The sequence below is a fragment of the Nocardia sp. CA-129566 genome (assembly GCF_050956075.1).
In the GTDB taxonomy this organism is placed as follows: domain Bacteria; phylum Actinomycetota; class Actinomycetes; order Mycobacteriales; family Mycobacteriaceae; genus Nocardia.
Genome location: NZ_CP192085.1, coordinates 8,129,767 through 8,155,041 on the forward strand (window position 1 = coordinate 8,129,767; position 25,275 = coordinate 8,155,041).

Consider the following 25,275-nt stretch of genomic DNA (forward strand, 5'->3'; position numbering starts at 1 on the left):
CACTACGACATTTGGCCGTTAAAGACACAAAATGTCCCGATTGCGATAACATGGGGACATGCTCGAGTCATCGACGCCGATCGGCGCGAGCGCCACAGCCGACGACGCTGTGCGCGCCACAGCAAACCCAGGGCCCGGTTCGTCCAGCGCCGGCGCGAGCGTGGGATTGCGCGAACGCAAGAAGCAGCAGACCAGGCTGCGCATCATCGAAGTCGCGTTGGACCTTTGCGACGCACAGGGATTCGACGCGACGACGGTCGAGCAGATCGCGAACGGCGCAGACGTGTCACCGCGCACCATCAACCGGTACTTCGACAGCAAAGAGGACATCGTCCTCGGGCCGGTCAAGGACTTCGGCCTCGCCATCGCCGAATGCCTGCGCGGACTTCCGGTCACCGGCAATGAACTGCTGTCGCTGCGCGAGGCATTCCTGCATGTCGTCGACCACGCCGCGGAAAGCATCGATGGCCCCATCTCGTTCCGACGCTTCCAGCAGATGCAGCGGATCCTGCGCAGCAGTCCGACGGTCAGCGCGCAGAGCATGGAACTCGCCGACGATAAGAACGTCGCGATCGCCGAAGTGATCGCCGACCGACTCGGCACCCAGCCCGATGCGCTGCCGGTGCGCCTGGTCGTCGGCGCCTGGCAGCTGATCGGTCATCTCAGCATGGAATGTTCGAACTCGATCTTCGACGAGGCCGACACCTCGGCCGCCGCTGCCGACGCCCGCAATGCGTTCACCACCTCATTCGACGAGTTCATGCGGGTGTGCACCGGCCGCACCGACGCCGCCGCGGCGGAAAACCGGTAACGGATTTCGGCCGCCGCCCGCACTCCGGTTACCATGTCGGTCAGGTCATGAGTGCCAGCGCGAAGCCCCGGCTTGCTGGACGGCAACCCTCCAGCTGCGGTGGGGTGCTCCGGGTGATGACCGGGCTCTCGAAAGCCGAGAGCAAGCGCGCACTTCAGGAGGTTCCCGCCATGTGTTGTTGTCCGTCACCCGCATCCCGTTGAAACCTGCTGGCGAACAACCCCTTTGGAGCAAGACATGAGTGACCCCAACGCGTCCGCGACCGATATCGATTCCGCCGGAATCGATCCGGCGCAGTGGTCCTTCGAAACCAAGCAGATCCACGCGGGCCAGACGCCCGACGAGATCACCGGCGCACGCGCACTCCCGATCTACCAGACCACTTCATACGCCTTCCGTGACACCGATCACGCGGCCGCACTGTTCGGGCTGGCCGAGCCGGGCAATATCTACACCCGGATCATGAACCCGACCCAGGACGTGGTCGAGCAGCGCGTCGCCGCCCTGGAGGGCGGTGTGGCCGCGCTGTTGCTGGCCTCCGGTCAGGCCGCGGAGACCTACGCGATCCTCAATCTCGCCGCCGCTGGCGATCACATCGTCTCCAGCCCGCACCTCTACGGCGGTACCTACAACCTGTTCCACTACTCGCTGCCCAAGCTCGGCATCGAGGTGTCCTTCGTCGAGGACCCGGACGATCTCGAGCAGTGGCGCGCGGCGATCCGGCCGAATACCAAGGCCTTCTACGGCGAGACCATCGCCAACCCGAGCAGCGCGATCTTCGATATCCGCGGCATTTCCGCGATCGCGCATGCGGCGGGCCTGCCGCTGATCGTCGACAATACGGTCGCGACCCCGTACCTGATCCAGCCGCTGGCCCACGGCGCGGACATCGTCGTGCATTCGGCCACCAAATACCTGGGCGGGCACGGTTCGGCGGTGGCCGGGGTGATCGTCGACGGCGGCACCTTCGACTGGACCGTGCGCGACGCGCAGGGCGAATCCCGCTTCCCCGGTTTCACCACCCCGGACCCGAGCTACCACGGCGCGGTCTTCGCCGATCTCGGCGCTCCGGCCTACGCGCTCAAGGCGCGGGTGCAGCTGCTGCGCGACCTCGGCGCGGCGATATCGCCGTTCAACGCGTTCCTGATCAGTCAGGGCATCGAAACGCTGAGCCTGCGGCTGGAGCGTCACGTCGCCAACGCGCAGGCGGTCGCCGAATTCCTGAGCACGCATCCGGCCGTGGAATCGGTGTTCTACGCGGGCCTGCCGTCCTCGCCGTGGCATCGACGCGCCGCCGAACTGGCGCCGAAGGGCGCGGGCGCGATCGTCGCGTTCGAACTGCGCGGCGGCGTCGATGCGGGCAAGAAGTTCGTGGACGCGTTAGCCCTGCACAGCCATGTAGCTAACATCGGGGATGTGCGTTCTCTCGTAATCCACCCGGCGTCGACGACACACTCGCAGTTGACGCCCGCTGAGCAACTGGCCTCCGGCGTCACCCCGGGCCTGGTCCGACTCGCCGTGGGCATCGAGGGAATCGATGACATCCTGGCCGATCTGCGAGCCGGTTTCGCGGCGGCTACGACGTGACTGTGAGTGCCGACCCGAGTACCGTCCGCTCGTCCGCGGTGGCCCTGCCACCGCCGGACGGGCGGCTCGGCATCATCGCCATCGGGGATGTGCGGCTGGAGAACGGCGCGGTCATCCCGGACGTTCATCTGGCCGTGCAGCGCTGGGGCGAGCTCTCCACCACGCTGGACAATGTGGTGCTGGTCGAGCACGCGCTGACCGGTGACTCGCACGTCGTCGGGGTGCCCGACGATATCCACCCGCTGCCCGGCTGGTGGGACGGCATGGTCGGGCCCGGTGAGCCGGTGGATACCGACGAATGGTGCGTCATCGCGACGAATGTGCTCGGCGGCTGCAAGGGCAGCACCGGCCCGTCATCGCTGGCACCGGACGGAAAGCCCTGGGGCGCAAGGTTTCCGGAGATCTCCATCCGCGATCAGGTGACCGCGGAAGCGGCGCTGCTCGATTTGCTCGGCATCGAGCGCCTTGCCGCCGTGGTCGGCGGTTCGATGGGCGGCATGCGCGTGCTGGAGTGGATGGTCGGCGCTCCTGATCGGGTCGGATCCGCACTGGTGCTGGCCGTCGGCGCGCGCGCCACCGCCGACCAGATCGGCACGCAGACAACGCAAATCGCCGCCATCAAGGCCGATCCGGACTGGCAGGGCGGCGATTACCATGACACCGACCGCGCCCCCATGGCCGGTATGGGCATCGCCCGGCGCATCGCGCACCTGACCTACCGGACCGAGGGCGAACTCGATCACCGCTTCGAGAACCACGCGCAGGGCGATGAGGATCCGTGGAACGGCGGCCGCTACGCGGTGCAGAGCTATCTGGACCACCAGGCCCAAAAGCTCTGTAGCCGTTTCGATCCCGCCACCTATGTACTGCTCTCCGAGGCGATGAACCGCCACGATATCGGCCGCGGCCGCGGCGGCGTATCGGCCGCCCTGGCCGCCACCCCGGTCCCGTGCGTGGTCGGCGGCGTCGATTCCGATCGCCTGTACCCACTGCGAACCCAGCAGGAATTGGCCGATGGCCTCCCCGGCTGCGAAGGTCTGGAAATCGTGCATTCCCGCGACGGACACGACGGCTTCCTCACCGAAGCGGCCGCGGTCTCGAAACTCCTGACCGAAACCATGCGCCTGGCCCGAATCAGCCGCACCGACTGAACTCTCGCCGCGAGTCGGTTAGCTGGGCAACAGACGAAGAGGCGAAGGGTGACGCGTCCGTACGGCGCTGAAGTGTCGTAGATCCAGCGTCGCCACTTCGGCGACCTCGAGCCGTTCGGCGACGGCAAGCACAGCGGCGTCAACAGCTCCCAGTGGGAAGTCGGAGTACTTTCGAACCAGCTCGGCCATTCGGCTCAGATCAGCCCGGGTAAGCTCGACGAGCTCGATTTCTTGGTTGGCAATCGATTCCAGGAATATCGCCTCAGCCTGGGGACCCACACGGGTTTCCAAGAAGTAGCAGACTTCCGCGAGCACCGGACTCGGCACGAGTAGCGGCCCGGATGGGTTTCAAGGAGATCCAGGCAGCGGCGGTGATCCGCGTCGTTCTTATTGAGCACAGCAACGAGCGGGCCTGTGTCACAGACGATCACTTCGGTTGTCTACCACGTTCCTCACGCAGCAGTTCCTCCGACCTCGCAGCGAGATCGGGCTCTGCGTGCATTACACCGGCGAACGAAAGATGCCGATGTCGCTCAGCTGCCGACTCTGCAACTGGTCGAGGTTCGGGTGCATCGGTGACGACCAACTGCAACGCGACGGCACGTAACGCACGCGCTTGGTCCGGCGTTAGCCGATCGACCAAGCGATGCAGGTCCTCGTAGTCGTGCGCTGCGGTCATAGTTGCGAGTTTAGTGGCTTGCCACTTTCGGCGCGGTGATTGTCCCGGCGTCGAACGGCGCCCCGGGTACGACTGTTGCGGTCGACACGAGGCGCTAGTCGGCGTTCGGGTGGGTCAGCCGAAGCTGCCGGTGCTCGGCTTGCCGGTTACATCGACGGTGATGATGTCGGTGGTGGAGGCGTAGTCGTGGTTGCCGGTTGGGCGGTCGAAGGCGCAGGCGCCGCGGACGTGTACCTGGCCCGAGGGGAGGTTGCCGTTGCCCAGGGAGGTCTGGACCATCTTGCCGTCCGCGACGGCGAAGGAGGTGGGATTGTTGCCGCCGAAGATTTCGCCGGTATCGGCGTTGTAGACCCAGCACACGCCACGGTCGTTCGGGTTGTGGAACTTCGCCGAGACGGTTCCCGTCAGCGCGAAGACCTCTTCCATCACCGGGGGCTCCAGCCCGCTCGCGGTAGCGGTGGCGCCCGAGCCGAACGCGATCGCCATGGCAGGAAGCGCGGTCAGCGCGAGTACGGGAAGTCGTCGATTGGTCATGATCGAGATCATGCCATTCCCATCGGCTCACTCATGTCTTCCGAGTTGGGAAACCTGATCGAGTTGAACCGCAACATTATTCAGCTCGCAGCGCGCCCACGTCGGGCGCGCCGACGAGCAACCGCACGATGGAGTGGACGAAGCCTTCGAGCCGCTCGCGCGGGTATTCCTGCGGTGCGCTGACCGCGAGTCTGCCGAGCATTTCCGCGACGCTCAACAGCGAGTTGGTGAGCAGTCCGGAATCCATTCCCGCCCAGCGCGAATCGACCGCCATACCCATGCGGACCAGCGACTCGGCCTGATCGAAGACGCCGGTGCGCGAATCGATAAGTGCCGCACGGTATTCGTCGGGGGCAGTGCCCGGTCCGGCGAGGATCAGCCGCCAGCGCGTCGGATTCTCCAGTGCGACACCGACAAACGCCGCAACCGTCGCGGAAGCGACCACGACGGGATCCGCGCCGAGCAGATCGGTCGGCAGCGTCGCGGCCACCTGCTCCAGGCCGCGCTCGCGTTCGCGTTCCAATAGCGCCGCAACGAGTTCGGCGCGCGTCTTGAACACGGTGTACAGCACCGGTTTTCCGACACCCGCCTCGTGCGCGACCGCCTCCATGCTCAGTTCGTGCAGTTCCATTCGGCTCAGCACCGTGTAGGCGGCGTCGAGCAGTTGGGCGCGACGCTCGTCGGGCGGCAGGCGGGGCGCGTATCGCCGTCGCGGCCGGTCCGGTGCGGCCGGCTTCGGCGCGGAACGCGATTTGGTCACTGTCGGCTCACCTCCATCCGCATCCATCCTGTCAGCACCTGCCGCGGATTCGGAATCCATCTGCGGATAAATGCTACGGGGGCGTTGTATTGCCTGCCCGCAATTGCTACGGTTGCGTTGTATTCGCCGCTCAGGGAGGCGAGCAGGCAAAGGAGCAGCAGATGGCCTTCGATCCGACCACACTTCGCCGGGACGACTACGGATTCTTCGGCCCGGATTCGCCCAGTTGGAAGATCTGGACCGCACCGACCGCCGTAATCGGCTTCCAGCGCGCTGTGGTCCTCGAGCATTTCGATCCATTCCTCACCGCGGCCGTCGCCGACTCGCAGGGCATCTACACCGATCCGCGCAGCCGCCTCGACCACACCTTCGCCTACTTCCTGCTCGTCGCGATCGCCGACGGCCGCACCGCCATCCAGGCCGCGCAACACCTGATGCAGGTGCACGCGCCGATGACCGGCATCGAACCGATCAGCGGTCAGCGCTACAGCGCGAACAGCCCGGAAACCCAGCTGTGGATCCACATCACCGGCTGGCATTCGGTACTCAAGGCCTACGAGGTCTTCGGGCCCGGGCCGCTCAGCGCCGAAGAGGAGGCGCGCTACTGGCAGGAGTGCGCGATCGCCGCCGAACTGCAGACCTGCAAGCCGGAGGAGGTGCCGCGATCCCGCGAGGAAGTGCGCGCGTACTTCGCGAAGGTCCGCCCGCGCCTGTGCACCTCCGAGCGTGCCGAGGAGGGCATGCATCACCTGCTGTGGACCTCCCCGCGCAATGGCGCCGGGATCAGCTATGCCCTCGGCAGTCGGTTGCTGTCGCTGGCTTCGGTTGCCACGCTGCCGAAGTGGATGCGCAGGCTCGGCCGCTTCGATCGGCCGGGAATCGTGGATCTAGCTGTGCGCCCGGCCGCCAAGATCATCGTGTGGGGCACGACGGCGTTCAACTCGTTCGGGCTGATCGTCGCCGCGCCGTATATCGCGCCGATGGCGGGGCAGATTCTGGAACAGCATCTGAAGGGCGAACCGCCGACGCGACCGGAGACAGTGACGCCGAGCGAGGCGCGGCAGTTGTACGGCGGGCGCGAACGGCGTGCGGTCGCCGAGGCGAGCTGACGCCGCCCCGAATTGCGTTCAGGGATAATCGAACCGGCTGGCCCGCCGAGATGGCCTGTACGCGTGATGAATTCGCTGCCGAGTTCGTCGCAGCGAAGTCATCCCTTTCGATGTTCTGACCGCATCGTCCGGTCCGGCATGCCGCAGCTCGGGCGGCGACAACGGTGGTGTCGACCGCCGCAGGCCCGCTGTGCGGCCGGGGTCGTAGCTACGAGATACGCTGCGCGGCCAGCGAATCCGCATTCCGGCGATCAGCCCACAGCACGGCGGCGAGCCGCCTCGATGCGATTGATATTGACCTCGATCCAATCGCGCAGCGCGGCGATCGGAGTGCGCAGGCTGTGGCCGAGGTCGGTGAGGTCGTAGTCGACGCGGGGCGGCACCGTGGGATGCACTGTGCGCGTGACGAATCCGTCGGTCTCGAGTTGCCGCAGCGTTTGGGTGAGCATTTTCTGGGAGATGCCCTCGATGCGGCGGTGCAGATCGGTGTAGCGCATGGTGCCCTCGGCGAGGGCGTCCACGATCAGCACGGTCCATTTGCCCGCGACATGGTCCAGTACCTGTCGGGTGGGGCATTTCGCCGAGTAGACATCGGCAGGCAGCCCACTGGCCTCGATCACCGTACGCACCTTCTGGAGTGTAGCGCACTATTAAGTGCTGTCTTCCCAATAGTGCGCCACTCTCCAATAGTAAGAATCATGAACGCACAGACACTTTCGGTTCCCGCCGCGATCCGCACTCGCCGCACCACCCGCCACTACCGCCCGGATCCGGTGCCGCCCGAACTGCTCACCGAACTGCTGGATCTGGCGGTGGAGGCGCCCACCGCCTGGAATATGCAGGACCGTTCGATCGTGGTGGTGACCAGCGCATCCGGTCGCCGGGAACTGTCGAACGCCGCCTTCGGCCAGCCGCAGCCGCTGGAGGCGCCGGTGGTGCTGGTCTTCGTCGCCGAGACGGCGGCCTGGACGGCCGAGAACGCCGATATCGCCGAACTGGCCGGTCGCAATGGCGCATGGAATGCGGAGTTCACCGCAATGTTCGCCGCACGCGCCGAATTCCACTCGCTGCGCGAGCGCGGACTGCTCCGGGAGAACGCCGTGAAAAATGCGATGATCGCCGCGACCTACGTCATGCTCGCCGCCACCAGCCTCGGCCTGTCCTCCGCGCCGATGAACGGCTGGGACCCGGACCTGGTCAAAAAGGCCATCGGCATCGATGACCGTCCCGACCTCGCCATCGCGGTCATGGTCGCGGTCGGCTACAGCGATACCACCCCGCCGCACCCGGGCCGTCGCCCGCGCGAGCGCACGGTATTCACCGAGCGCTATCCGTCGAGCTGAGTCCGCATTCGACGCTGATGCGTCGGGTAGCCGATTCCTTTTGGCGGCGGCCGGGGTCTACCTGGTGGAAGGAGCGGCCCGCTGGGCGGGCCGGTCTCGATCACGCACCGAGAAGGAAGGCTGATCACGATGAGCATCCCCGCCACCATGCGCGCCCTGCGGCAGACCTCCCGCAACGGTCCGCAGGACATGCGTCTGATCACCGACGCGCCGGTGCCGGTCCCCGGCCGGGGCGAGGTCCTGATCCGGGTCGACGCCGCGGGCGTCAACTTCGCCGACATCTCGAGGGCCTACGGCACGTTCCTGGGCGGCCCGCGGCCGCCGTATCTGGCGGGTTTCGAGGCTGCCGGCGAGATCGTCGCCGTCGGCGACGCGGTGACCGGCCCGCAACCGGGAGCCCGCGTCGTCGGCGTCGGCGACGGTGCTTTCGCCGAGTACATGGTGCTGCCCGCGGCTGCGGCGGTGCCGGTGCCCGCGGGCTGGACGGCACCTCAGGCGCTGGGGCTGGTCGTGAACTGGCCCACCGCGTTGGCCGCACTCAGGCCGCTGGGCGGCATCGCCGCAGGGCAGACCGTGCTGATCCACGCGGCGGCGGGCGCGACCGGCCAGGCCGCGGTCAGGATGGCCGAGCACTACGGCGCGACGGTCATCGCCACCGCATCGCCGGGCAAGCACGAGACGGTGCTGGCACTGGGCGCCGACCACGTCCTGGACTCCCTCGGCGGCGACCTCGCCGCCGAGGTGCTGCGGCTGACCGGCGGCGCCGGTGCCGATCTGGTGTTGGAGTCGGCGGGCGGGGACACCTTCGCCGCCAGCCTGGCCGCCGCCAAGCGGGTCACCGGCCGGGTCGTCGTCTACGGCGTGGCGGGCGGCGAAGCCGCGATCACCAACTGGGAGTTGGTGTACAAGCACCAGGTTCACATCATCGGTCTCAATATCGGCGTGCTGATCCAGGCGGCGCCGCAGATCTTCGGTGAGCTCATGGGCGAGCTGTCCGCGCTCATCGCCGCCGGCGTGCTCACCCCCGGCCGGCCGACCGCGTACGAACTGGCCGACGGCCCGAAAGCGCTCGCGGAACTGGAAGCCAGAGCCACCGTCGGCAAACTGGCCCTGGTGCCCTGAAACTCCAGCCATTGCGCGAGCTGAAAGTGAGCACAGAGATGCAGAACCCGCAGACCACCGAGCGAATGGCGCGATTCCTGGTGATGTACGACAGGCCATCGGATATCGAGGCGTTCGAACGTCACTATCGCGAAGTTCATATTCCGCTGGCCGAGCAGCTTCCTGGCCTGCGGCGATACACGGTCAGCCACGATGCGACGCCGGTGCTCGGCGAGCCCTACTACCTGGTGGCAATGCTCGACTGGGATGACATGGAATCGCTGGGCGCGGCGCTGGGCTCCGAGGCCGGCAACAGAACGGCCGAAGACGCCATCACGAATCTGTCCCGATACACCACGATTCGCGGCATGATCGTTCAACTCGAAGACACGTGACCACCCCCGCGCTCTGCCGGCGCTGATCGTCGGGGACCCCGTGACGTCACCGGGGGCGGCCTCCGCCTGAATACCGGCTGACCTGGGGTTCGATTCTTTTGCCGCGGCGCGGCGGTCGTAATGGGCGACGGTCCCGACCAGCGGGACCGGTCGTGAGAAGGAGCAGCCCATGGTGAGCGAGCAGTCGGTGGTGGTGCAGCTGTACCCGCGGTTGACGGTTCCGGCGGCGGACCTGTGCTGGACGGCCCGACGTCGAACCGCAGAGCGGCCTAGGCTCGCCGCATGACGTCGCACGCGCCGACGGCACCGAACCGAGACCGGTTCACCGCCGAAACCGAGCGGTTCCGCCGGGAGCTGTTGGCGCACTGTTACCGCCTGGTCGGCTCGGCGCACGACGCCGAGGATTTGGTGCAGGAGACCTATCTCCGGGCGTGGCGGTCCTACGACGGTTTCGAGGGTCGCGCCTCGATTCGGTCCTGGCTCTACAAGATCGCCACCAATGTCTGTCTGACGGCGTTGGAGCCACGGCGGATCCGGGTGCTGCCCTCGGGGCTGACAGGTCCTTGCGATAGACCCGACCGTCCGCCGAGTCTCGTTGCGCCGGGCGAGGTCTCGTGGCTGGAACCGCTGCCGGACGGGTGGATCGCCCCGGCCGATGACGATCCGGCGGTCGTGGTGGTCGCACGCGAGTCGCTGCGGCTGGCACTCATCGCGAGCCTGCAGCACCTGCCCGCCCGCCAGCGCGCGATCCTCATTCTGCGCGAGGTGCTGGCGTTCTCCGCGGCCGAGACCGCGCAGATCCTCGACACCACCACCGCGGCGGTCAAGAGCGGTCTGCAGCGGGCCCGCGCTCGGCTCAATGAGCTGGAGCCGGGGCCCGAGGAACTGCTCGAACCGACCGACCAGCGGGCACGCGCGCTACTCGACGGCTACATCGCGGCCTTCGAGCGCTCCGACGCCGGCCTGCTGGAGCAGGTGCTGCGCACGGACGCCACGCTGGAAGCGACGCCATTCCGTGAATGGCAGGCGGGTCGGGCGATGTGCATCCACATGCTCGACGCGTACGTGCTGGGCACGCCGGGCGACTGGCGGATGATCCCCAGCACCGCCAACGGCCAACCCGCCGCCGTCGTGTATCACCGGGACGCGGACGGCGCGCTCCGGGCCAACGGCATCGTGGTGCTGGCACCGACCGCCGCCGGTGTCTCCCGGGTGATCGCGTTCGAGGATCCCGCACTGGTCGCGACGTTCGGATTCCCGGACGTGCTCGCGGACCGACCCTGGCTCCGCGCATGAACAGCGCACCGGGGCGGCGGCATGGTGCAGGGGCGAGCCTTCCGGGCCCGGTCGCCGTGCCGCCCGACGGCGAGAACGGTTCGACGATGGGCTATCCCGGGCGGGTGGCATCGCGAGCCGGTGTGCTCGGGTGAAAGTCGTTGCGCCTCAGCGGACATCGCGGAATGGCGGTGACGCATAGGTTGCACCTCGGCCTTCGGATGCCGCCTTGACGGGGCGAGTCGCCGATGGGCAGACTGGGCCGATATCGCGCCCGGTCGGGTCGACGGGCATTCCGGTTCATGGACGAAATTGGGGGTAGACCATGCGTATTCATCGTGCCGTCATGACGTTCGCGCTGCTGGGCGCGGTATTCACCGGTACGACGGCGTGCTCGGACGTGCCCGCCGCGACCGGCCCGGTAGCGGTGTCGACGACGGCGGCCCCGGCGCCGACCGTCCTCGGTCCGCTCGGCTTCGGCAAGCTGCGACTCGGGATGAACCGCGCCGAGGCCGAGGCCACGGGGGAAATCGCCGCCTTCGCCGACACCAATGATCCGCCCGGCTGCGGCCGATATACCGCACGAGCGGGCTGGCAGGGCTTCACCAATAACGGCGAAATAGTCGCGATCATGCCCGGCAAACTTGTGGCCCACACCCCCGAGGGCATCGGTGTCGGCTCCACCGTCGACGAAGTCCGCGCCGCGTATCCGACGCTCGAGATCGGCTACAACTGGAGTTCCGCCGTGGTGCCCGACCACCCCGGACACTACGGCTTCCTCGGCATCTACCGGAATATGCCGGCCGATGCCAAGGTCACCCAGCTGATGCTCTACAACGACAGGGATACCTGCCACAACTGATATGTAGGCCTGTTCTGTCAAGGGGCAGGTGAAAGCGGTCCCGGTAACGTCGGTTGCCGGGACCGCTTTCGTGTGCGGTCGGGCGGGGTTTGTCTCGGGTCGTGTCGTGGTTGGCGACGGCGTGGTCAGACTGATATGCGCGGGTTGGTTACCGCAGGACGACTGTTCGATAGGGACGGTGCCGCTGGTCTAGGGTCGGGCGTTGCGACGCGGAAAGCGTTGCTGCCCATAGTTGTGTCGCGGATCGTCCCGCACGCCGACTCGAGGATTGACTCGCCCGGCCGCGGTCTCGGAGACGGCGTCAGCCGTCGTCGAGGACGGCCAGTGACCAGCACCAGCCGGCGAGTTCGCGGGCGACGGCGACGTTGGCGATCACGGGGCGTTTGTGGTGGGCGGTGAACTGCTCCCACCGATGGTGCAGTCGGTGGTTACCGGCGTGCCCGCGGACGCGGGCCGCGGCCGGCGCCAGCGCCCAGCGTGCGCCCATGGTGGCGGTCGGGTTGCGGTAGGAGCGGCGGTGGTGCCAGGCGGCCTCGACCAGTAGTCGGCGGGCGTGGGTGTTGCCGGTCTTGGTGATCGATCCTTGCGTGCGGGTGGCGCCGGAGGAATATTCAGTGGGGACCAAGCCCAGATAGGCACCGATTGTCTTGCCGGTGAACCGATCCCAGTTCCCGATCTCCACCGCCAGCGCGAACCCGGTCAGGGTCGAGATCCCGCGCAGACACCCCAACCGGCGCACCATCGGGGTGTAGTCGCTGGCGGCGGCCATCGCGGTGATGGCGGCATCGAGCCGGTCGCGGCGGGTCTTGGTCAGCGTCATCGCCTCGTAGTCGGTGTCGAACGCGGTCTGCAACGCAGGCTGGTCGAAGTGCTGCCCACGCAACCACAGATCATGCGTCCCGGTCCACGCAGACCCACCGGAATACACAATCCCTTGCCGCAGAAGCAGTTTCGACAACCGATGCCGGGCCCGCATCAGATCACCGCGCGCGTCCTCGCGGGCACGGACCAGATCACGAGCCGCTTCCTGGGCCACGGTCGGCACCGCCACCGCCACGATCTCGCCCAGCCGCAATAGCCGCGCCAGATGCAGGGCGTCACGAGCGTCGGTTTTGATCCGGTCCCCGGCCGGGCGTTGCAGTTTCGACGGTGCGGCCACGATGGTGTCGATCCCGGCCGCGGTCAACGCCCGGTACAGACCGAAGCCGGTCGGCCCGGCTTCGTAAACCACTCGGACCGGCCCCGCCAGCCCAGCCAACCACGCCAGGATCTGCCCCGGATCCGGACACAACCGCTGCCGGGTCAGCTGCCCGGTCTCGTTATCGATGGCACACGCCACCACCGATAACGCGTGCACATCCAGCCCGACACTCGTACGCTCGATACTCACCGGAGGCCCTCCTGACCTGCAAATGTGGCTCTACCGAAGTGAGTTTCACCCGGCAACCCACGCGGTTTTGCAGAATCGAGGCCTCCGGCCCCGAACCTCCGTGGGCCTTCATACCGTCTAGCGCGGCGACGCCGCCGGATCCGGCGAAAGTCGTTGCGTCTCAGCTGACGCCGAGGGTGTTGATGGTGGCGGCAATGAAGACGATGGCGGCGCCGAGGATGCTCAGCGCGGCGACGTCGAAAGGCTTGCTGCGCACCGCGAGCAGTCCGACCCGCGCGGTCGGCAGGCACAACCGGAATGTGGCCGCCAGCAGCGTCGCACCGCCGAAGAACAGCGCGCCACGGCGCCAGCGGTCCCAGGCCACGAAGACGACCGCGAGCAGAATGACCGCCGTCACAACCAGCATCGGCAGGTGGCAGCGCAGGAACTGCTCACCAGGGCTGCTCCTGTCGGACTGCCGCTCGGCGCCAGTCGAGTCCACGTCGGTCACGCCCCGATTCTTGCAGACGCCCCGCGGCCGCTCGCAGCAGTGCGATGCGTCGGCGCATCGACGCACCGGACGGCCGTTCATGGCTACTGTCTCGCAACAGGTTTCGTGTCGAGTGACGTCGTGCAAAATCAGACATTGCCCTCAACTACTACACGGCGTAGTTTCAACATCAAGAGATCCATCCGGCACAAGGGGGTACGGACAATGCGAACACTGACCCGGATTCGGCACTATGTGCGGGCGGTTCGGCAGGCGAAACGGAACCGATCCGACCTGTTCGGCTGGCTCATCCGCCGCCCACAGATCCTGTTCGGCACGGTGGGCTACGAGACGGCCATGCTGTTCAGCAACCAACTGGATCCCAGGCTCAAGGAGCTGGCCGAACTGAAGACCGCCGGGCTGGTGAACTGCGAGTTCTGCCTGGATATCGGCTCGGCACTGGCGCAATCGAGCGGTCTCACCGAACAAAAACTCGTCGACCTGCCGCGCTACCGCACCAGCGATGCCTACACCGACCTGGAAAAGCTGGTCATCTCCTTCGCCGAGGCCATGACCGCCACCCCCGCCGTCGGCATCGACGACCTGCGCACCCAATTGCTGACCCAGCTGTCGAAAGCGCAGTTCGCCGAATTGGCGGCCACCATCGCCTGGGAGAACCAGCGCGCCCGCCACAACCAGGGCCTCGGCGTCCGCCCGACGGGCATGGCCGAAGGCGGCGCATGTGCACTGCCGGAGCGCCCGGCTAAGTAGGCCACGCCATTCCCGGCCAGCCCGGCCGACCTGGTTGACTGCACGGGTGTTCCGTCTGATGTTTCACGAGCCAGTCATCCCGGGCAATACCGGCAATGCGATTCGCCTGGTCGCCGGAACAGGGTGTGAGCTGCATCTGATCGAGCCATTGGGGTTCGATCTTTCGGAGGCGAAGTTGCGGCGGGCGGGATTGGATTACCACGATCTGGCTTCGGTGACGGTGCACAAGAATCTCGCTGCGGCATGGGATGCGGTACGGCCCGAGCGGGTGTTCGCGTTCACGACACAGGCGAGCAGGCGGTATACGGATGTGGCCTATCGCGAGGGTGATGTGCTGCTGTTCGGCACCGAACCGACGGGGTTGCCCGCGGAAGTGCTCGACGATCCGCACATCACCGACCGGCTGCGCATTCCGATGCTGCCCGGCCGCCGCTCGATGAACCTCTCCAATGCCGCGGCCGTCACCGTGTACGAGGCTTGGCGCCAGTCCGGCTTTCCGGGCGCGGTATAACGCTTGCGCTGGAGCGGGTTTCAGACGTCGACCTCGAAGCGCTTGAAGCGCGAGGTCGCGCCCGCGGCGAGGCGGACGGCGGATTTGGGGACGCCGTAGTGGTCGGCCAGGAGTTCGATGGCGGCCTTGTTCGCCTTGCCTTCCACGGCGGGGGCGCGGACGTACAGCTGCAGGGTGCCGTCATCGAGGGTTTCGACGAGCGGGCCCTTACGGCTGTTCGGTTTGATCGTCGCCCTGACCACCGTCGGCACCTGTATCTCCCATCGTCCCAGCGCCTTTCGCCGTCCCAGTGCCTATCACCGTGCCAGCGTCTTCCACTGTGCCAGTACCTTTCGCCGTGCCAGCGTCTTCCACTGTGCCAGTACCTTTCACTGTGTCAGCACCTTTCGCCGTGCCAGCACCTTTCGCCGTGCCAGCACCTTTCGCCGTGCCAGCACCTTTCGCCGTGCCAGCACCTTTCGCCGTGCCAGCACCTTTCACTGTGCCAGCACCTTTCGCCGTGCCAGCACCTTTCACTGTGTCAGCACCTTTCACTGTGTCAGCACCTTTCACTGTGTCAGCACCTTTCACTGTGTCAGCACCTTTCGCCGTGCCAGCACCTTTCGCCGTGCCAGCCCCCTTCGCCGTATCAGCACCTTTCGCCGTCCCAGTGCCCTTCGCCGTATCAGCACCTTTCGCCGTATCAGCGCCCGCACCGATCCCGGCACTCGCACCGGCGTCAGCACCCTCCGCTACCGTTGCGCCAGCACCGACCAGCGCCGCGGACGTATCGGACCCCCCGGTGGATTCTTCCGGACTCACGGCCCTGCCGTTGCGCGCACGCCGCACGCCCCGCAGCACACCCCACACCACCGCGCCGATCACCACGACGAACCCGAGCCACGGAATCGCCTTCCCGGTGAACACAACCGCGTCCTTCAGCCAATCCACCAGCGAGTGCCAGCCGGAGACGATGCCATCCCAGAAATTGGACGGACCCTCGTCGGATTTCTTGTCCTCGGTGGTGATTTCGATGGTGAGCGTGGACAGCGCGACCTGATCGTCGAGATGGCGCTTCTGCGCGGTGAGGCTGTCGAGTTCCCCCTGACGACTCGACAGCGCCTGTTCGGCGGCAATGAGATCCGCGGTGTTGGTCGCCCCGACGATGAGCGCGCGCAGCCGGTCGACCGAGGCCTGCAGCGCCTTGATCCTGGCGTCGAGGTCCTGCCACTGCAGGGTGACGTCATCGCGGTTGGTGCTCATCCGGGTGACCCGGCCGACCCCACTGAGGCCGTCGATGAATTTGTCCGTCTTATCCGCGGGCACCCGAACGGTGAGCGTGGCCTCCGGATCGGTGTCGCCGGTGCCCGGCTGTTCGGTGCGGCTGTCGACCCGACCGCCGACCTCGCGCACCCGATCGGTCACCTGACCTGCCGCCTCGAGCGGATCCCCCGCGGTGATATCGACGCTGCCGGTAATGACCTCCTTGCGCGTCTCGACGGTGTTCGCGCCGGTATCGCTCTTCGCCGGGGATCCCTCGCGCAGGCTCGGCGGCGGCGCCATCGGCGCGACGGTCGCCATGCTCGACCGCCCGGAACCGGCGCTGTCATCGCCCTTGTCATCACCACACCCGACCAGCAACGTCACACCCAGCAGGCCGATCACCAGCACAGCAAGCTTCCGCATGGACGCAGGTTAGCCGCTGTGGTGAATTCGGTCACGAAGCTTGTCGCGGGCCGTTCCCCGAGGTCGGAGCGATACCGACCAGTTTGACGAGGAATCGTTCGATCTGATCGGCGAGCGGCGGCCAGGTCCGGCCGGGTTCATTGAGCCGCATCGACACCGCGCCGTGCACCGCGGCGCGCAGGTCGAGCATGACCGATACCGGATCGTCGGCGGGCGCGAGACCGGCATCCATGCAGCGCCGGATCGCCGCGGCGGTGCCTTCGGTCAGTTCCCGCTTGAACGGCATGTCCGCGCGCTGATTGAGGGTGCTCTCATGCAGCACCTTGTACATGCCCGGATGCCGGTGAGCCCAGTCGCCGAGCACGCGGATGCGGGCGCGCAGTTGTTCGACGGGATCGTCGACTGCCGCCGCCGCCTCATCGATCGCGCGCACCAGGTCGGCGTGATAGCGCTCCAGCGCGGCCAGCACCAGCGCGTCTCGATCGGCGAAGTGCAGGTACACCGACGTTGCGGCACTGCCGATTTCGCGGGTGACAGCGCGCATGGACAGGGCCTGATCATCGCCGAGTTCATCGAGCAGCCGAATCGCGGCGTCGACGATCTCCGCACGGAGTCGGCCGCCGTGGCCGCGCGGGTTGCGACCGCGCCGGGTCGTCGTATCGGACGGCATCCAAGGATTGTAGCCGGACATACGTAGCGCTACAGTTGTAGCGCTACAGCTGTTCGGTTACCGTGGCGACTGCTCACAGGTCGCTCGAAAAGAGTCGGAGATACGTCCATGACCAGCACTTCCAATGATCCGAAGCTCGAATCGAACAAGCGAACCGTCCTCGCGTTCTACGAAGCCGCCTTCAATGCCAAGGACTTCGCGGCCACCAGGGAGTTCTTCGGCACGCGCTACACCCAGCACAATCCGGAAATCGCCGATGGATTCGAGGGATTGCTCGCCCGGCTGACCGGCCTGAAAGAAGGCTTTCCGAAACTTCGCGTCGAAGTGCAACGCATTGTGGCAGAGGGTGATTACGTGGTCGCCCACGTGCACGGCATGCGCGAACCCGGCGAGCGCGGGCTGGCGATCATGGATATCTTCCGCCTCGACGATGGCAAACTGGTCGAGCACTGGGATGTCATCCAGCCGGTCCCGGAGCAGGCCGTCAATGCGAACGGAATGTTCTGAGCCTCAACGGAAGTCGCGCGACTTGGAGTCGACACGGAGATCCATGCGCTGCAGATGTTCGGCGACGACGCTGACCGCGCCCTCGGCGTTCTGGACCCGGCCGCGAATGAGCAGGGCGGTGGCGCTCTGGGCCAGGCGGCGGTAGCGGGTCCAGAGGCCGACCGAGCAGACGACGTTCACCATGCCGGTTTCGTCCTCGAGATTGAGGAAGGTGACACCGGCGGCGGTGGCGGGGCGTTGGCGGTGCGTGACGGCGCCGCCGACCAGGACGCGCGAGCCGTCGGGCACATCGAGCAGTCCGGCGGCCGGGATGACGCCGAGCGCATCCAGTTGGGGGCGTAGGAATTCGGTGGGATAGCTGCCCGGAGAGACGCCGGTGGCCCAGACGTCGGCGGCGGCCAATTCGAGTTCGCTCATACCGGGCAGGGCCGGTGCGGTGGTGGCGGCGCCGGTGCCGGGAAGGCGGTCGGGGCGCTCGCCCGCCGCGGCGCCCGCGGCCCACAGCGCCTCGCGGCGGGTGATGCCCAGACAGCCCAAAGCGCCTGCGGTGGCCAGGGATTCGGCTTGGGCAACGGTGAGTTCCACCCGTCCGGTCAGGTCGAGGAACGAGGCGTACGGGCCCTGCGAGCGGGCGGCGACAATGCGTTCGGCGAGATCGGTGCCGATATGACGGATCGTCGCGAGACCGAGACGCACCTCCGCACCGTGGTTTTCGAGGGTGGGTTCGGCGCGGCTGGCGTTGATATCGGGGCCGTGCACCAGAACTCCGTGTCTGCGGGCGTCGGCGACCAACGACTGCGGGGAGTAGAAACCCATCGGCTGGGCGCGCAGCAGGCCGGCGCAGAAGGCCGCCGGATGGTGCAGTTTGAACCATGCCGAGTAGAACACGATCGAGGCGAAGCTCTGCGAATGGCTTTCCGGGAAGCCGAAATTAGCGAAGGCATAGAGCTTCTCGTAGATGCGGTCGGCGACATCGCCGGTAATGCCGTGCAGATCGCGCATGCCTTGGTACAGCCTGCCCTTGAGGCGCTCCATGCGTTCCGGGGAGCGTTTGGAACCCATGGCACGGCGCAGCTGATCGGCCTCGGCGGCGGTGAAACCGGCGACATCGATGGCCATCTGCATGAGCTGCTCCTGGAACAGCGGGACGCCGAGGGTGCGTTCCAGCGAATTCTCCAGCGCCGGATGGTCATAGCGCACCTTCTCGCGGCCATTGCGGCGCCGGATGTAGGGGTGCACCGAACCGCCCTGGATCGGTCCGGGGCGGATCAGCGCCACCTCCACCACCAGGTCGTAGAACTTCCGCGGCTTCAGCCGGGGCAGTGTGGCCATCTGCGCCCGCGACTCCACCTGGAACACCCCCACCGAATCGGCGCGCGCAAGCATGTCGTAGACGGCGGCTTCCTTCAGGTCCAGCTTGTGCAGCTCAACCGTTTCGCCCTTGTGCTCGCGCACCATATCGATCATGTAGTGCAGCGCGGAGAGCATGCCGAGGCCGAGCAGGTCGAACTTCACCAGATCTATTGCGGCGCAATCGTCTTTATCCCACTGCAGCACGCTGCGACCGGGCATGCGCGCCCATTCGACCGGGCAGACATCGGCGATGGGCCGGTCACAGATCACCATGCCACCGGAGTGGATGCCGAGATGCCTCGGCAGACCTTCGATCTCGGTGGCCAGCTCCAGCACTTCGGCGGGAATATCGGTGCCGGTCTCGGTACCGACTCCCGTCCAGCGACTCACCTGCTTGCTCCAGGCATCCTGCTGCCCAGGCGAAAAGCCCAGTGCGCGTGCGGCATCGCGGACCGCGGACTTACCGCGATAGGTGATCACATTCGCCACCTGAGCGGCATATTCCCGGCCGTACCTGGTGTAGACGTGCTGGATCGCTTCTTCGCGGCGATCGGATTCGATATCGACGTCGATATCGGGTGGGCCGTCGCGCTCCGGGGCGAGAAATCGTTCGAACAGCAGGTCGGCGGCGACCGGGTCGACATTGGTAATGCCGATCGCGTAACAGACGGCCGAATTGGCCGCCGAACCCCGGCCCTGGCACAGGATGTCATTGTCCTTGCAGAAGCTGACGATATCGTGCACCACCAGGAAGTAGCCCGGAAACTTCATCCGATTGATGATCGCGAGTTCGTGCTCGAGCTGCCGATACGCCTTGGGATTTCCCGCCGGCGGCCCGTAGCGTCGGGCGGCGCCCGCGAGGGTGAGTTCACGCAGCCACGACGCCTCATCGTGGCCATCGGGCACGTCGAACGGCGGCAGCTTCGGCGCGATCAGCTTCAGATCGAAGGCGCATTCGCGGGCCAGCGTCACCGCATTCGCCACCGCCTGCGGACAGGCGGCGAACAGCTGCGTCATCTCCGCACCGGAGCGCAGATGCGCACCACCGGTCGGCGCCAGCCAGCCCGCGATATCGTCGAGACTCCGGCGCGCCCGGATGGCCGCGAGCGCCATGGCGCGGCGGCGCTGCGCGGGCGCGGCGAAATGCGCTCCGGTGGTGGCCAATACGGGTAGACCGAGGCGGTCGGCGAGTGCGATCAGGAGGGCGTTGCGTTCGTCGTCCTCGGGGATGCCGTGGTGGGTGAGTTCTACGCTCACCCGGTCGCCGCCGAAGCGCTCGGTCAGATCGCGCAGCGCGGCCTCCGCCCGCGCGAGCTCGGTATCCCCCGCCCGCAGATCATCGTCGAGGGCTTGGCGCACATGGCCTTTGCGGCATCCGGTCAAGATGTGCCAGTGCCCGTCCGCCGCCGCGGTGAGCGCGTCCAGGTCGTAGCGCAGGATGCCCTTCTCGCCCGCGGCCATATGCGCCGCCGCGATCTCGCGAGACAGGCGGCGGTAGCCCTCTTGGCCGCGGGCGAGCACCAGCAGATGCGGACCGGCGGGGTCCGGCGAGCCGGTGCGCGGCACCGAATCGGGGGGATCGGCATGGCGGCGCGAATCGGCCGAGTTCCCTTGTCGCACCACACCTTCCGCATCGTCGAGCGATTCGGCGATTCCGGTCGAACCCCGCTCGGCCCGACGTTGCCGCGCGGATTCCCGACTTCCCTTCGCATCCTGCGTTCCGAGCGACAACTCGGATCCGAAGACCGTCGGCATCCCGAATTCCCTGGCCGCCTCGGCGAAGCGCACGGTCCCGTAGAAGCCGTCATGGTCGGTGAGCGCGATCGCCTCCAGACCGAGCCGCACCGCCTCCTCCACCAACTCCTCCGGCTGACTCGCGCCATCCAGGAAGCTGTACGCGGAGTGCGCGTGCAACTCCGCATACGGCACCACCGGTGCACCGGTTGGTTCGACCGGCTCGGCCCGATACGCCCCGCGCTTGCGCGACCACGCCGGACTGTCGCCGCCGTCGCCCGGATACATCGCGTCCGGATTTGTCCGGCCGGGTCGCCCGGACAGCACCCGCTCCATCTCCGCCCAGGTCGGCGGGCCGTTGCCCCAACCCATGACACATCACCTCCTCATATATTCGAACATACATTCGAACCGCAAAGGAGGTGCGGGTACCCGCCGAATCAGGCGGCCGGGAGCGGCTCCGTCGACTTCTCGGCCAGCGCGACCTCGACCTTGTCCAGACTCGAGCGGATCACGGCGCCATAGGCGTCATTGGCGAGGACATCGAGATGGCCGCGCGCGATGGTCAGCTGCATATAGGCCACGTCGAAGTCACCTACGCGACGGTGACTGTCGGCGAGGTTCAGATAGAGCGAGGGCAGGAATCCGCGTAGCCCCTCATCGAGCGGAACGCCGGGGCCGAATACCGCGGCCAGCGCGCGCTGATCCCAGCGCAGCGCATCTTCGGCCGTATTCTGCAGATCGGCAAGGTGATGCGCAATCACACAGCGCTGCAACGGATCTCCACCGTCGCCGAGCTCGTCCCACAGTCCCTCCAGCATTCGCCGCGCCGCCTCCGGATCACTGCCGGAGAGCCGCACCGCGGCAAAGATTTCCGCCATCCGATCGTCCGCCATGCGCAGAGTATCGCACATATGTTCGATAGATTCGAGGCCGGTTCGAACACCTCGGCGCGCCCCCGATTCGAACGCTCGAGGTGACGAACCACACTTGGCAGGTAAACTTACTTCAGAGTAAGTTCATGCTAACTCGACCTGCAAAGGAGCAGCGATGACCCGAGCTTCCGCTGACGACGCCGACCCGCGCGGGCAGATCCGGCACAACCGCCGCAACCGCGACCTCACGGGGCGGCATGTGCTCATCACCGGCGCGTCCTCCGGCATCGGCCGGGCCGCCGCACTGGCCGTCGCGGATAAGGGCGCCATCGTCTTCCTGCTCGCCCGGCGCGCCGACGAACTCACGGCCGTGGTCGAGGAGATCCGGGCCGAGGGCGGCACCGCCTACGGATACCAATGCGACGTTACCGATTCCGATTCCGTCGACCACACCGTCAAGACCATCCTGGACGAACACGGCCACGTCGACATGCTGGTGAACAATGCGGGCCGCTCCATCCGCCGCGCCATCCACCGCTCCACCGATCGGCTGCACGATTTCGAACGCACCATGGCGGTCAATTACTTCGGCGCACTGCGATTGACACTGGCGCTGCTGCCGCAGATGCGCGAGCGCAAGTTCGGCCACATCGTCAATATCAGCAGTGCGGGCGTACAGGTGGCCACCCCGCGCTTCGCCGCCTATCTCGCGAGCAAGGCGGCGCTGGATAAGTTCACCGAGGTCGCCGCGGTCGAAACCATGGCCGACGGCGTCACCTTCACCACCATCCACATGCCGCTGGTGCGCACCCCGATGATCGCGCCGAGCGGTGATCAGGGACCGTCGGAATCGCCCGAATGGGCGGCGGCCACCATTGTGCGCGCGCTGACCGAACGTCCCAAGCGCATCGACGTACCGCTGGGCACCTTTGCCGAATACGGCGCGCTGCTCACCCCGAAGATTCGCGACCGCATCATGCATCGCTACTACCGCGCCCTGCCCGATTCACCCGCCGCCAAGGGCGAGCAGGTGGATGCCGCGGACGACGAACCCGCACAATCCCCGGCCCGGCGGGAACCGCGCCACCAGTCGACGGCCCGCCGTGTTACCGGCACCGCACTGCGCCGCGCCGCCCGCTGGGTCCCCGGCACCCACTGGTGATCTCGCGACCTTCATCCCGCAGGGGGCGATAAAGGTCGCCGCGAACGGGATATGGCGCGGTGGTTTCGAAGACCGCTGCGGCCATGTCCCGTTCGTCGTCCTCAGCCGGAGCGGCAGCTTCCGGGACTGGCAGGCATGTCCTGGCGCGCCCGGGTCGTTCACACACCCGCACGGGTCGGCCGATGTGCACTGGGTGTCGACCGTGCGGTCAGTCTGTGGGCAAGGGCTGGATCCGGTCGGCGACGACCGCGGTGACCGGTTTCGGAGCGGCACCGCAACTGGCCTGGCGCGGAGGTAATCCGACGGCACGAACAGTCACCCGCCAGCGGCGACCGTCGCGATGGGTTACCACCGCAACTCCGGTGATGGTGGGATCGGTTGCGGCGGAGTCGGTTTCGAGTCCGACGGTGAGATCATCGATGCCCGCCGAAACCTGTTCGCGTACCGCGATTTCGGCGACCTGCTCGACCGGCCCATGCCCGCTGCGACCGCGCAGACCGGCCAGCGAGACCGTGCCGCGGCGCGCGGCCTCGACCGCCGCGATGGCGGCCGCGGTATCGACGCGGCCATAGGTCAGACCGGAGGGCAGCAGCACCATGGCCGGAGCAAAGCGATGACCGCCGGTGTGCGAGCACTCCCAGACCTGGTCCGGATAGTCCGCGGCCAGATTCGCGGCGATCGGACGGCCGAACAGCGCACAGCATTGATCGCGTTTCCCGTGCGCGCAGACCAGGATCAACGGATCACGCACGGGCGCACCGATTCCCGGCGACGGTCCGTTCAACAGTTGCAGGTCCAGCTCGAGCAGCTGCTTCAGGTCGGTGATCTCGAAGCGTTCACACCAAGAGCCCTGCGCACGCGAACTGGCGAGCAAAACCGTTCGGGTGCCAGTGAATTCGCTGCGGCCGGGTCGCCGGATCAGCGTCGGACGAACCTTCGCCGCGGACGTGCGGGCAGCGAGTTCGGCGGTGATCTCCGGGCCGAGCACCTCGTCACCGATCACATCCCGGCCCCACGCACCCGGCTGCTCGACGCACAACCACCCCGTCACCCGAGTTGCCGTGCCGGGCAGGGGCACATCGACCGCGGCCGCCGCCGAACAGAGCATTCCTTCGAATCCGGTCATCAGCCCAGCGTCTGTCCGTCGGCGAAGCGCTGTACGAACTTCTCGATGCGCCGCGCCCTGGTCTCGGGTTTCAACTCGCCTACCAGCCCGATATCGCGCAGCGACCACGGGCTGCGCTGACGTCGCGGGGTGAAACCGACCTGCCAGAACTCCGCATTCTCGCCGCGCGCCTGCCCATCGATCCAGCCGAGACACAGCGCCTGCCGCAGCGCGCCCGCATGGTTGAGCAAGTCGCTTCCGGAGCCCTTCTTGGCCGAGCGCGGCCAGACCCCGCCCACCGAGGTGTGGTTGTCGACGAGCCGATCGCGGAACGACTGCTCGTCGGCGAAGAACGGAACCGGACGGTCTAGCGCGGACACCGCTTCACTCTAGAATCCGCCGCCCCGAGACCGCGGCACGCACGGCGAAATCCACGTCGATTGCCGGCGCGGCGGAGTCGGAGGGGCGGGGTGGCTCAGTTCACGGCGAGGAATGGCAGCACGGTGGCCTCGAATTCGCGGTAGCGGTCGCGGTGAATGCTGTGACCGCAGCTGAAGGCGGCCACCGCGCAGTTCGGGACGGTGGTGCGCAGGATCGCCAGCTTTTCCGGATCGACCATGCCGCCGGGGCCGCCGCGCAGCACCAGGGTGGGCGCGGTGATATCGGAGAGCCGATCCCACCACTCCGGATTCGGTTTGCGGAACTGCTCGAGCGCGGTCCGCGTCATCGAGCGATCGAAGGCCAGCACCGCGCGCGGATGCCGGATCAGGCTGGTGGTGGCGTGCCAGAGTTCCGGAATCGTCGGGAAGCGACGGGTCAGCTTCACCTCTTCGTCGCCCGTACGCAGTGGCATCGGACACTCCTCGATGACCAGCCGACGCACCAGCTCGGGCCGCTCCTGCGCGACGCAGGAGACCGCGTAACCACCCAGCGAATGCCCGACCAGATCCACCGAATCCAATCCGAGCCGCTCACACAGGTTCAGCACGTCGGCGCCGAATTCGGCGAACAGATACGACTCGGTATGCGCGCTACGCCCGTGTCCGCGCAGATCAGGAACGATAACCCGCCGCCCGGACCGCACCAATGTGTGCGCGAACCGATCCCAGGTATGCCCGTCCCCGCCCATGCCGTGTACCAACACGACCGGCGTGCCAGCGCCGACCGCGGAATCCCGATAGGCGATCTGCACGCCGTCGAACGCAGCCCGGGTCACCGTGAGATCCACGATTTCCGAGGTTACTGTGTTGGATTTGCCGCGCCTTCGGCGCGGCGTGTTCGCGGCCCCCTTGGTCTCGCGTCCGAGCCGTCGAGACTCGCGACTTCGTCGCATGCGCTTCGACGACTCGGACGCGAGACGGGCCGCGAACGGGTCGCTCGTAAGACTCGCTCCGTGGGAGTCACCTGAGCGGGAAGTTCGGCGCCGGACGTATGCGTGCCCAGCAACCGAGACTCG

Annotated in this window: 27 protein-coding genes and 1 riboswitch; of the genes, 13 read left to right on the forward strand and 14 right to left on the reverse strand. The window is 67.0% G+C overall.

All coding sequences use genetic code 11. The features are described 5' to 3' along the window. Positions 1–58 precede the first annotated feature (58 nt). From ACQP0C_RS36275 to metX, 3 genes are all read left to right on the forward strand, one after another. Positions 59–811, forward strand: a complete 753-nt coding sequence (locus tag ACQP0C_RS36275) for a TetR family transcriptional regulator (RefSeq protein ID WP_433727499.1) — start codon at positions 59–61, stop codon at positions 809–811. A 43-nt stretch (positions 812–854) separates the two neighbouring features. After that, positions 855–965, forward strand: a riboswitch (SAM riboswitch). Between the two features lie 83 nt (positions 966–1,048). Then, a complete protein-coding gene (locus tag ACQP0C_RS36280) occupies positions 1,049–2,398 on the forward strand; it encodes a bifunctional o-acetylhomoserine/o-acetylserine sulfhydrylase (protein WP_433727501.1) in 1,350 nt (449 codons plus the stop codon). Next, a complete protein-coding gene (gene metX, locus ACQP0C_RS36285) occupies positions 2,395–3,549 on the forward strand; it encodes a homoserine O-acetyltransferase MetX (RefSeq protein ID WP_433727503.1) in 1,155 nt (384 codons plus the stop codon). Before ACQP0C_RS36280 ends, metX begins: the two co-directional genes overlap by 4 nt. Before the next feature lie 18 nt (positions 3,550–3,567). Here the strand turns inward: metX and ACQP0C_RS36290 are convergent, their stop codons facing one another. From ACQP0C_RS36290 to ACQP0C_RS36300, 3 genes are all read right to left on the reverse strand, one after another. Continuing rightward, complete coding sequence (locus tag ACQP0C_RS36290; protein WP_433727505.1) at positions 3,568–3,876, reverse strand: type II toxin-antitoxin system VapC family toxin; 309 nt, start codon at positions 3,874–3,876, stop codon at positions 3,568–3,570. A 466-nt stretch (positions 3,877–4,342) separates the two neighbouring features. Then, a complete protein-coding gene (locus ACQP0C_RS36295) occupies positions 4,343–4,762 on the reverse strand; it encodes a hypothetical protein (RefSeq protein WP_433727507.1) in 420 nt (139 codons plus the stop codon). 76 nt (positions 4,763–4,838) lie between these two features. Then, positions 4,839–5,522: a TetR/AcrR family transcriptional regulator gene (locus ACQP0C_RS36300; RefSeq protein WP_433727509.1), complete on the reverse strand. Its 684-nt coding sequence runs from the start codon at positions 5,520–5,522 to the stop codon at positions 4,839–4,841. Positions 5,523–5,683: 161 nt separating this feature from the next. Here ACQP0C_RS36300 and ACQP0C_RS36305 point away from each other — a divergent pair, with 161 nt between their 5' ends. Next, a complete protein-coding gene (locus ACQP0C_RS36305) occupies positions 5,684–6,631 on the forward strand; it encodes an oxygenase MpaB family protein (protein ID WP_433727511.1) in 948 nt (315 codons plus the stop codon). Between the two features lie 251 nt (positions 6,632–6,882). Here ACQP0C_RS36305 and ACQP0C_RS36310 read toward each other — a convergent pair whose 3' ends face one another. Then, a complete protein-coding gene (locus tag ACQP0C_RS36310; protein ID WP_433727513.1) occupies positions 6,883–7,260 on the reverse strand; it encodes a winged helix-turn-helix transcriptional regulator in 378 nt (125 codons plus the stop codon). Positions 7,261–7,329: 69 nt separating this feature from the next. Here ACQP0C_RS36310 and ACQP0C_RS36315 point away from each other — a divergent pair, with 69 nt between their 5' ends. From ACQP0C_RS36315 to ACQP0C_RS36335, 5 genes are all read left to right on the forward strand, one after another. Continuing rightward, on the forward strand, positions 7,330–7,974 hold the full coding sequence (locus ACQP0C_RS36315) for a nitroreductase family protein (protein ID WP_433727515.1): 645 nt from the start codon (positions 7,330–7,332) through the stop codon (positions 7,972–7,974). Positions 7,975–8,103: 129 nt separating this feature from the next. After that, positions 8,104–9,096: a zinc-binding dehydrogenase gene (locus tag ACQP0C_RS36320; protein WP_433727517.1), complete on the forward strand. Its 993-nt coding sequence runs from the start codon at positions 8,104–8,106 to the stop codon at positions 9,094–9,096. A 26-nt stretch (positions 9,097–9,122) separates the two neighbouring features. Next, a complete protein-coding gene (locus tag ACQP0C_RS36325) occupies positions 9,123–9,470 on the forward strand; it encodes an EthD family reductase (RefSeq protein ID WP_433727519.1) in 348 nt (115 codons plus the stop codon). Between the two features lie 282 nt (positions 9,471–9,752). Then, the gene (locus tag ACQP0C_RS36330) at positions 9,753–10,766 is read left to right on the forward strand and encodes a sigma-70 family RNA polymerase sigma factor (protein WP_433727521.1); all 1,014 of its coding nucleotides are present in this window, start codon (positions 9,753–9,755) and stop codon (positions 10,764–10,766) included. Positions 10,767–11,091: 325 nt separating this feature from the next. Next, positions 11,092–11,607 carry a hypothetical protein gene (locus ACQP0C_RS36335; RefSeq protein WP_433727523.1) on the forward strand — a complete coding sequence of 172 codons (516 nt, stop codon included), beginning with the start codon at positions 11,092–11,094 and terminating at the stop codon, positions 11,605–11,607. 301 nt (positions 11,608–11,908) lie between these two features. Here the strand turns inward: ACQP0C_RS36335 and ACQP0C_RS36340 are convergent, their stop codons facing one another. Next, positions 11,909–12,997 (reverse strand): IS110 family transposase, encoded by a 1,089-nt coding sequence (locus tag ACQP0C_RS36340; protein WP_433727525.1) that lies wholly within the window; start codon positions 12,995–12,997, stop codon positions 11,909–11,911. Positions 12,998–13,157: 160 nt separating this feature from the next. Beyond that, positions 13,158–13,403, reverse strand: a complete 246-nt coding sequence (locus tag ACQP0C_RS36345) for a DUF3017 domain-containing protein (RefSeq protein ID WP_354960176.1) — start codon at positions 13,401–13,403, stop codon at positions 13,158–13,160. 288 nt (positions 13,404–13,691) lie between these two features. Between ACQP0C_RS36345 and ACQP0C_RS36350 the strand changes: the two genes are divergently transcribed. Together ACQP0C_RS36350 and ACQP0C_RS36355 are read left to right on the forward strand one after the other, a co-directional pair. Beyond that, positions 13,692–14,237: a carboxymuconolactone decarboxylase family protein gene (locus ACQP0C_RS36350; protein WP_433727527.1), complete on the forward strand. Its 546-nt coding sequence runs from the start codon at positions 13,692–13,694 to the stop codon at positions 14,235–14,237. Between the two features lie 46 nt (positions 14,238–14,283). Further along, positions 14,284–14,748: a tRNA (cytidine(34)-2'-O)-methyltransferase gene (locus tag ACQP0C_RS36355; protein ID WP_433727529.1), complete on the forward strand. Its 465-nt coding sequence runs from the start codon at positions 14,284–14,286 to the stop codon at positions 14,746–14,748. 20 nt (positions 14,749–14,768) lie between these two features. Here ACQP0C_RS36355 and ACQP0C_RS36360 read toward each other — a convergent pair whose 3' ends face one another. From ACQP0C_RS36360 to ACQP0C_RS36370, 3 genes are read right to left on the reverse strand one after another with little or no spacing between them, the layout of a single operon-like run. Further along, positions 14,769–14,999: a DUF167 domain-containing protein gene (locus ACQP0C_RS36360; protein WP_433727531.1), complete on the reverse strand. Its 231-nt coding sequence runs from the start codon at positions 14,997–14,999 to the stop codon at positions 14,769–14,771. Beyond that, positions 14,956–16,413: a DUF4349 domain-containing protein gene (locus ACQP0C_RS36365; RefSeq protein ID WP_433727533.1), complete on the reverse strand. Its 1,458-nt coding sequence runs from the start codon at positions 16,411–16,413 to the stop codon at positions 14,956–14,958. The genes ACQP0C_RS36360 and ACQP0C_RS36365 overlap by 44 nt, the downstream gene beginning before the upstream one ends. Before the next feature lie 31 nt (positions 16,414–16,444). After that, positions 16,445–17,083 (reverse strand): TetR/AcrR family transcriptional regulator, encoded by a 639-nt coding sequence (locus ACQP0C_RS36370; RefSeq protein ID WP_433727535.1) that lies wholly within the window; start codon positions 17,081–17,083, stop codon positions 16,445–16,447. A gap of 108 nt (positions 17,084–17,191) precedes the next feature. On the opposite strand from ACQP0C_RS36370, the gene ACQP0C_RS36375 reads away from it, so the two are divergent. After that, entirely contained in the window at positions 17,192–17,590 is a 399-nt protein-coding gene (locus ACQP0C_RS36375; RefSeq protein WP_433727537.1) for a nuclear transport factor 2 family protein, read from the forward strand. Between the two features lie 3 nt (positions 17,591–17,593). On the opposite strand, the gene ACQP0C_RS36380 is transcribed toward ACQP0C_RS36375, so the two are convergent. Both ACQP0C_RS36380 and ACQP0C_RS36385 read right to left on the reverse strand, forming a co-directional pair. Continuing rightward, positions 17,594–21,049, reverse strand: a complete 3,456-nt coding sequence (locus tag ACQP0C_RS36380) for an error-prone DNA polymerase (protein WP_433727539.1) — start codon at positions 21,047–21,049, stop codon at positions 17,594–17,596. A 68-nt stretch (positions 21,050–21,117) separates the two neighbouring features. After that, positions 21,118–21,573: a hypothetical protein gene (locus tag ACQP0C_RS36385; RefSeq protein ID WP_433727541.1), complete on the reverse strand. Its 456-nt coding sequence runs from the start codon at positions 21,571–21,573 to the stop codon at positions 21,118–21,120. A gap of 154 nt (positions 21,574–21,727) precedes the next feature. Between ACQP0C_RS36385 and ACQP0C_RS36390 the strand changes: the two genes are divergently transcribed. Next, complete coding sequence (locus ACQP0C_RS36390) at positions 21,728–22,714, forward strand: SDR family NAD(P)-dependent oxidoreductase (protein WP_433727543.1); 987 nt, start codon at positions 21,728–21,730, stop codon at positions 22,712–22,714. Between the two features lie 208 nt (positions 22,715–22,922). On the opposite strand, the gene ACQP0C_RS36395 is transcribed toward ACQP0C_RS36390, so the two are convergent. The 3 genes from ACQP0C_RS36395 to ACQP0C_RS36405 all read right to left on the reverse strand — a co-directional run bounded on the left by ACQP0C_RS36395 (position 22,923) and on the right by ACQP0C_RS36405 (position 25,047). Then, the gene (locus tag ACQP0C_RS36395; RefSeq protein WP_433727545.1) at positions 22,923–23,840 is read right to left on the reverse strand and encodes a sucrase ferredoxin; all 918 of its coding nucleotides are present in this window, start codon (positions 23,838–23,840) and stop codon (positions 22,923–22,925) included. Further along, positions 23,840–24,199: a YdeI/OmpD-associated family protein gene (locus ACQP0C_RS36400; RefSeq protein WP_433727547.1), complete on the reverse strand. Its 360-nt coding sequence runs from the start codon at positions 24,197–24,199 to the stop codon at positions 23,840–23,842. The genes ACQP0C_RS36395 and ACQP0C_RS36400 overlap by 1 nt, the downstream gene beginning before the upstream one ends. 95 nt (positions 24,200–24,294) lie before the next feature. Beyond that, positions 24,295–25,047, reverse strand: a complete 753-nt coding sequence (locus ACQP0C_RS36405; protein ID WP_433727549.1) for an alpha/beta fold hydrolase — start codon at positions 25,045–25,047, stop codon at positions 24,295–24,297. Between the last annotated feature and the right edge of the window lie 228 nt (positions 25,048–25,275).

What these genes read in the sequence shown, in the direction of transcription:
- ACQP0C_RS36275 (WP_433727499.1), top strand. Translation starts at nt 59, where the DNA reads ATGCTCGAGTCATCGACGCCGATCGGCGCGAGCGCCACAGCCGACGAC.
- ACQP0C_RS36280 (WP_433727501.1), top strand. Translation starts at nt 1,049, where the DNA reads ATGAGTGACCCCAACGCGTCCGCGACCGATATCGATTCCGCCGGAATC.
- ACQP0C_RS36295 (WP_433727507.1), bottom strand. Translation starts at nt 4,762, where the DNA reads ATGACCAATCGACGACTTCCCGTACTCGCGCTGACCGCGCTTCCTGCC.
- ACQP0C_RS36305 (WP_433727511.1), top strand. Translation starts at nt 5,684, where the DNA reads ATGGCCTTCGATCCGACCACACTTCGCCGGGACGACTACGGATTCTTC.
- ACQP0C_RS36315 (WP_433727515.1), top strand. Translation starts at nt 7,330, where the DNA reads ATGAACGCACAGACACTTTCGGTTCCCGCCGCGATCCGCACTCGCCGC.
- ACQP0C_RS36320 (WP_433727517.1), top strand. Translation starts at nt 8,104, where the DNA reads ATGAGCATCCCCGCCACCATGCGCGCCCTGCGGCAGACCTCCCGCAAC.
- ACQP0C_RS36330 (WP_433727521.1), top strand. Translation starts at nt 9,753, where the DNA reads ATGACGTCGCACGCGCCGACGGCACCGAACCGAGACCGGTTCACCGCC.
- ACQP0C_RS36335 (WP_433727523.1), top strand. Translation starts at nt 11,092, where the DNA reads ATGACGTTCGCGCTGCTGGGCGCGGTATTCACCGGTACGACGGCGTGC.
- ACQP0C_RS36345 (WP_354960176.1), bottom strand. Translation starts at nt 13,403, where the DNA reads ATGCTGGTTGTGACGGCGGTCATTCTGCTCGCGGTCGTCTTCGTGGCC.
- ACQP0C_RS36350 (WP_433727527.1), top strand. Translation starts at nt 13,692, where the DNA reads ATGCGAACACTGACCCGGATTCGGCACTATGTGCGGGCGGTTCGGCAG.
- ACQP0C_RS36365 (WP_433727533.1), bottom strand. Translation starts at nt 16,413, where the DNA reads ATGCGGAAGCTTGCTGTGCTGGTGATCGGCCTGCTGGGTGTGACGTTG.
- ACQP0C_RS36370 (WP_433727535.1), bottom strand. Translation starts at nt 17,083, where the DNA reads ATGCCGTCCGATACGACGACCCGGCGCGGTCGCAACCCGCGCGGCCAC.
- ACQP0C_RS36375 (WP_433727537.1), top strand. Translation starts at nt 17,192, where the DNA reads ATGACCAGCACTTCCAATGATCCGAAGCTCGAATCGAACAAGCGAACC.
- ACQP0C_RS36380 (WP_433727539.1), bottom strand. Translation starts at nt 21,049, where the DNA reads ATGGGTTGGGGCAACGGCCCGCCGACCTGGGCGGAGATGGAGCGGGTG.
- ACQP0C_RS36385 (WP_433727541.1), bottom strand. Translation starts at nt 21,573, where the DNA reads ATGGCGGACGATCGGATGGCGGAAATCTTTGCCGCGGTGCGGCTCTCC.
- ACQP0C_RS36390 (WP_433727543.1), top strand. Translation starts at nt 21,728, where the DNA reads ATGACCCGAGCTTCCGCTGACGACGCCGACCCGCGCGGGCAGATCCGG.
- ACQP0C_RS36395 (WP_433727545.1), bottom strand. Translation starts at nt 23,840, where the DNA reads ATGACCGGATTCGAAGGAATGCTCTGTTCGGCGGCGGCCGCGGTCGAT.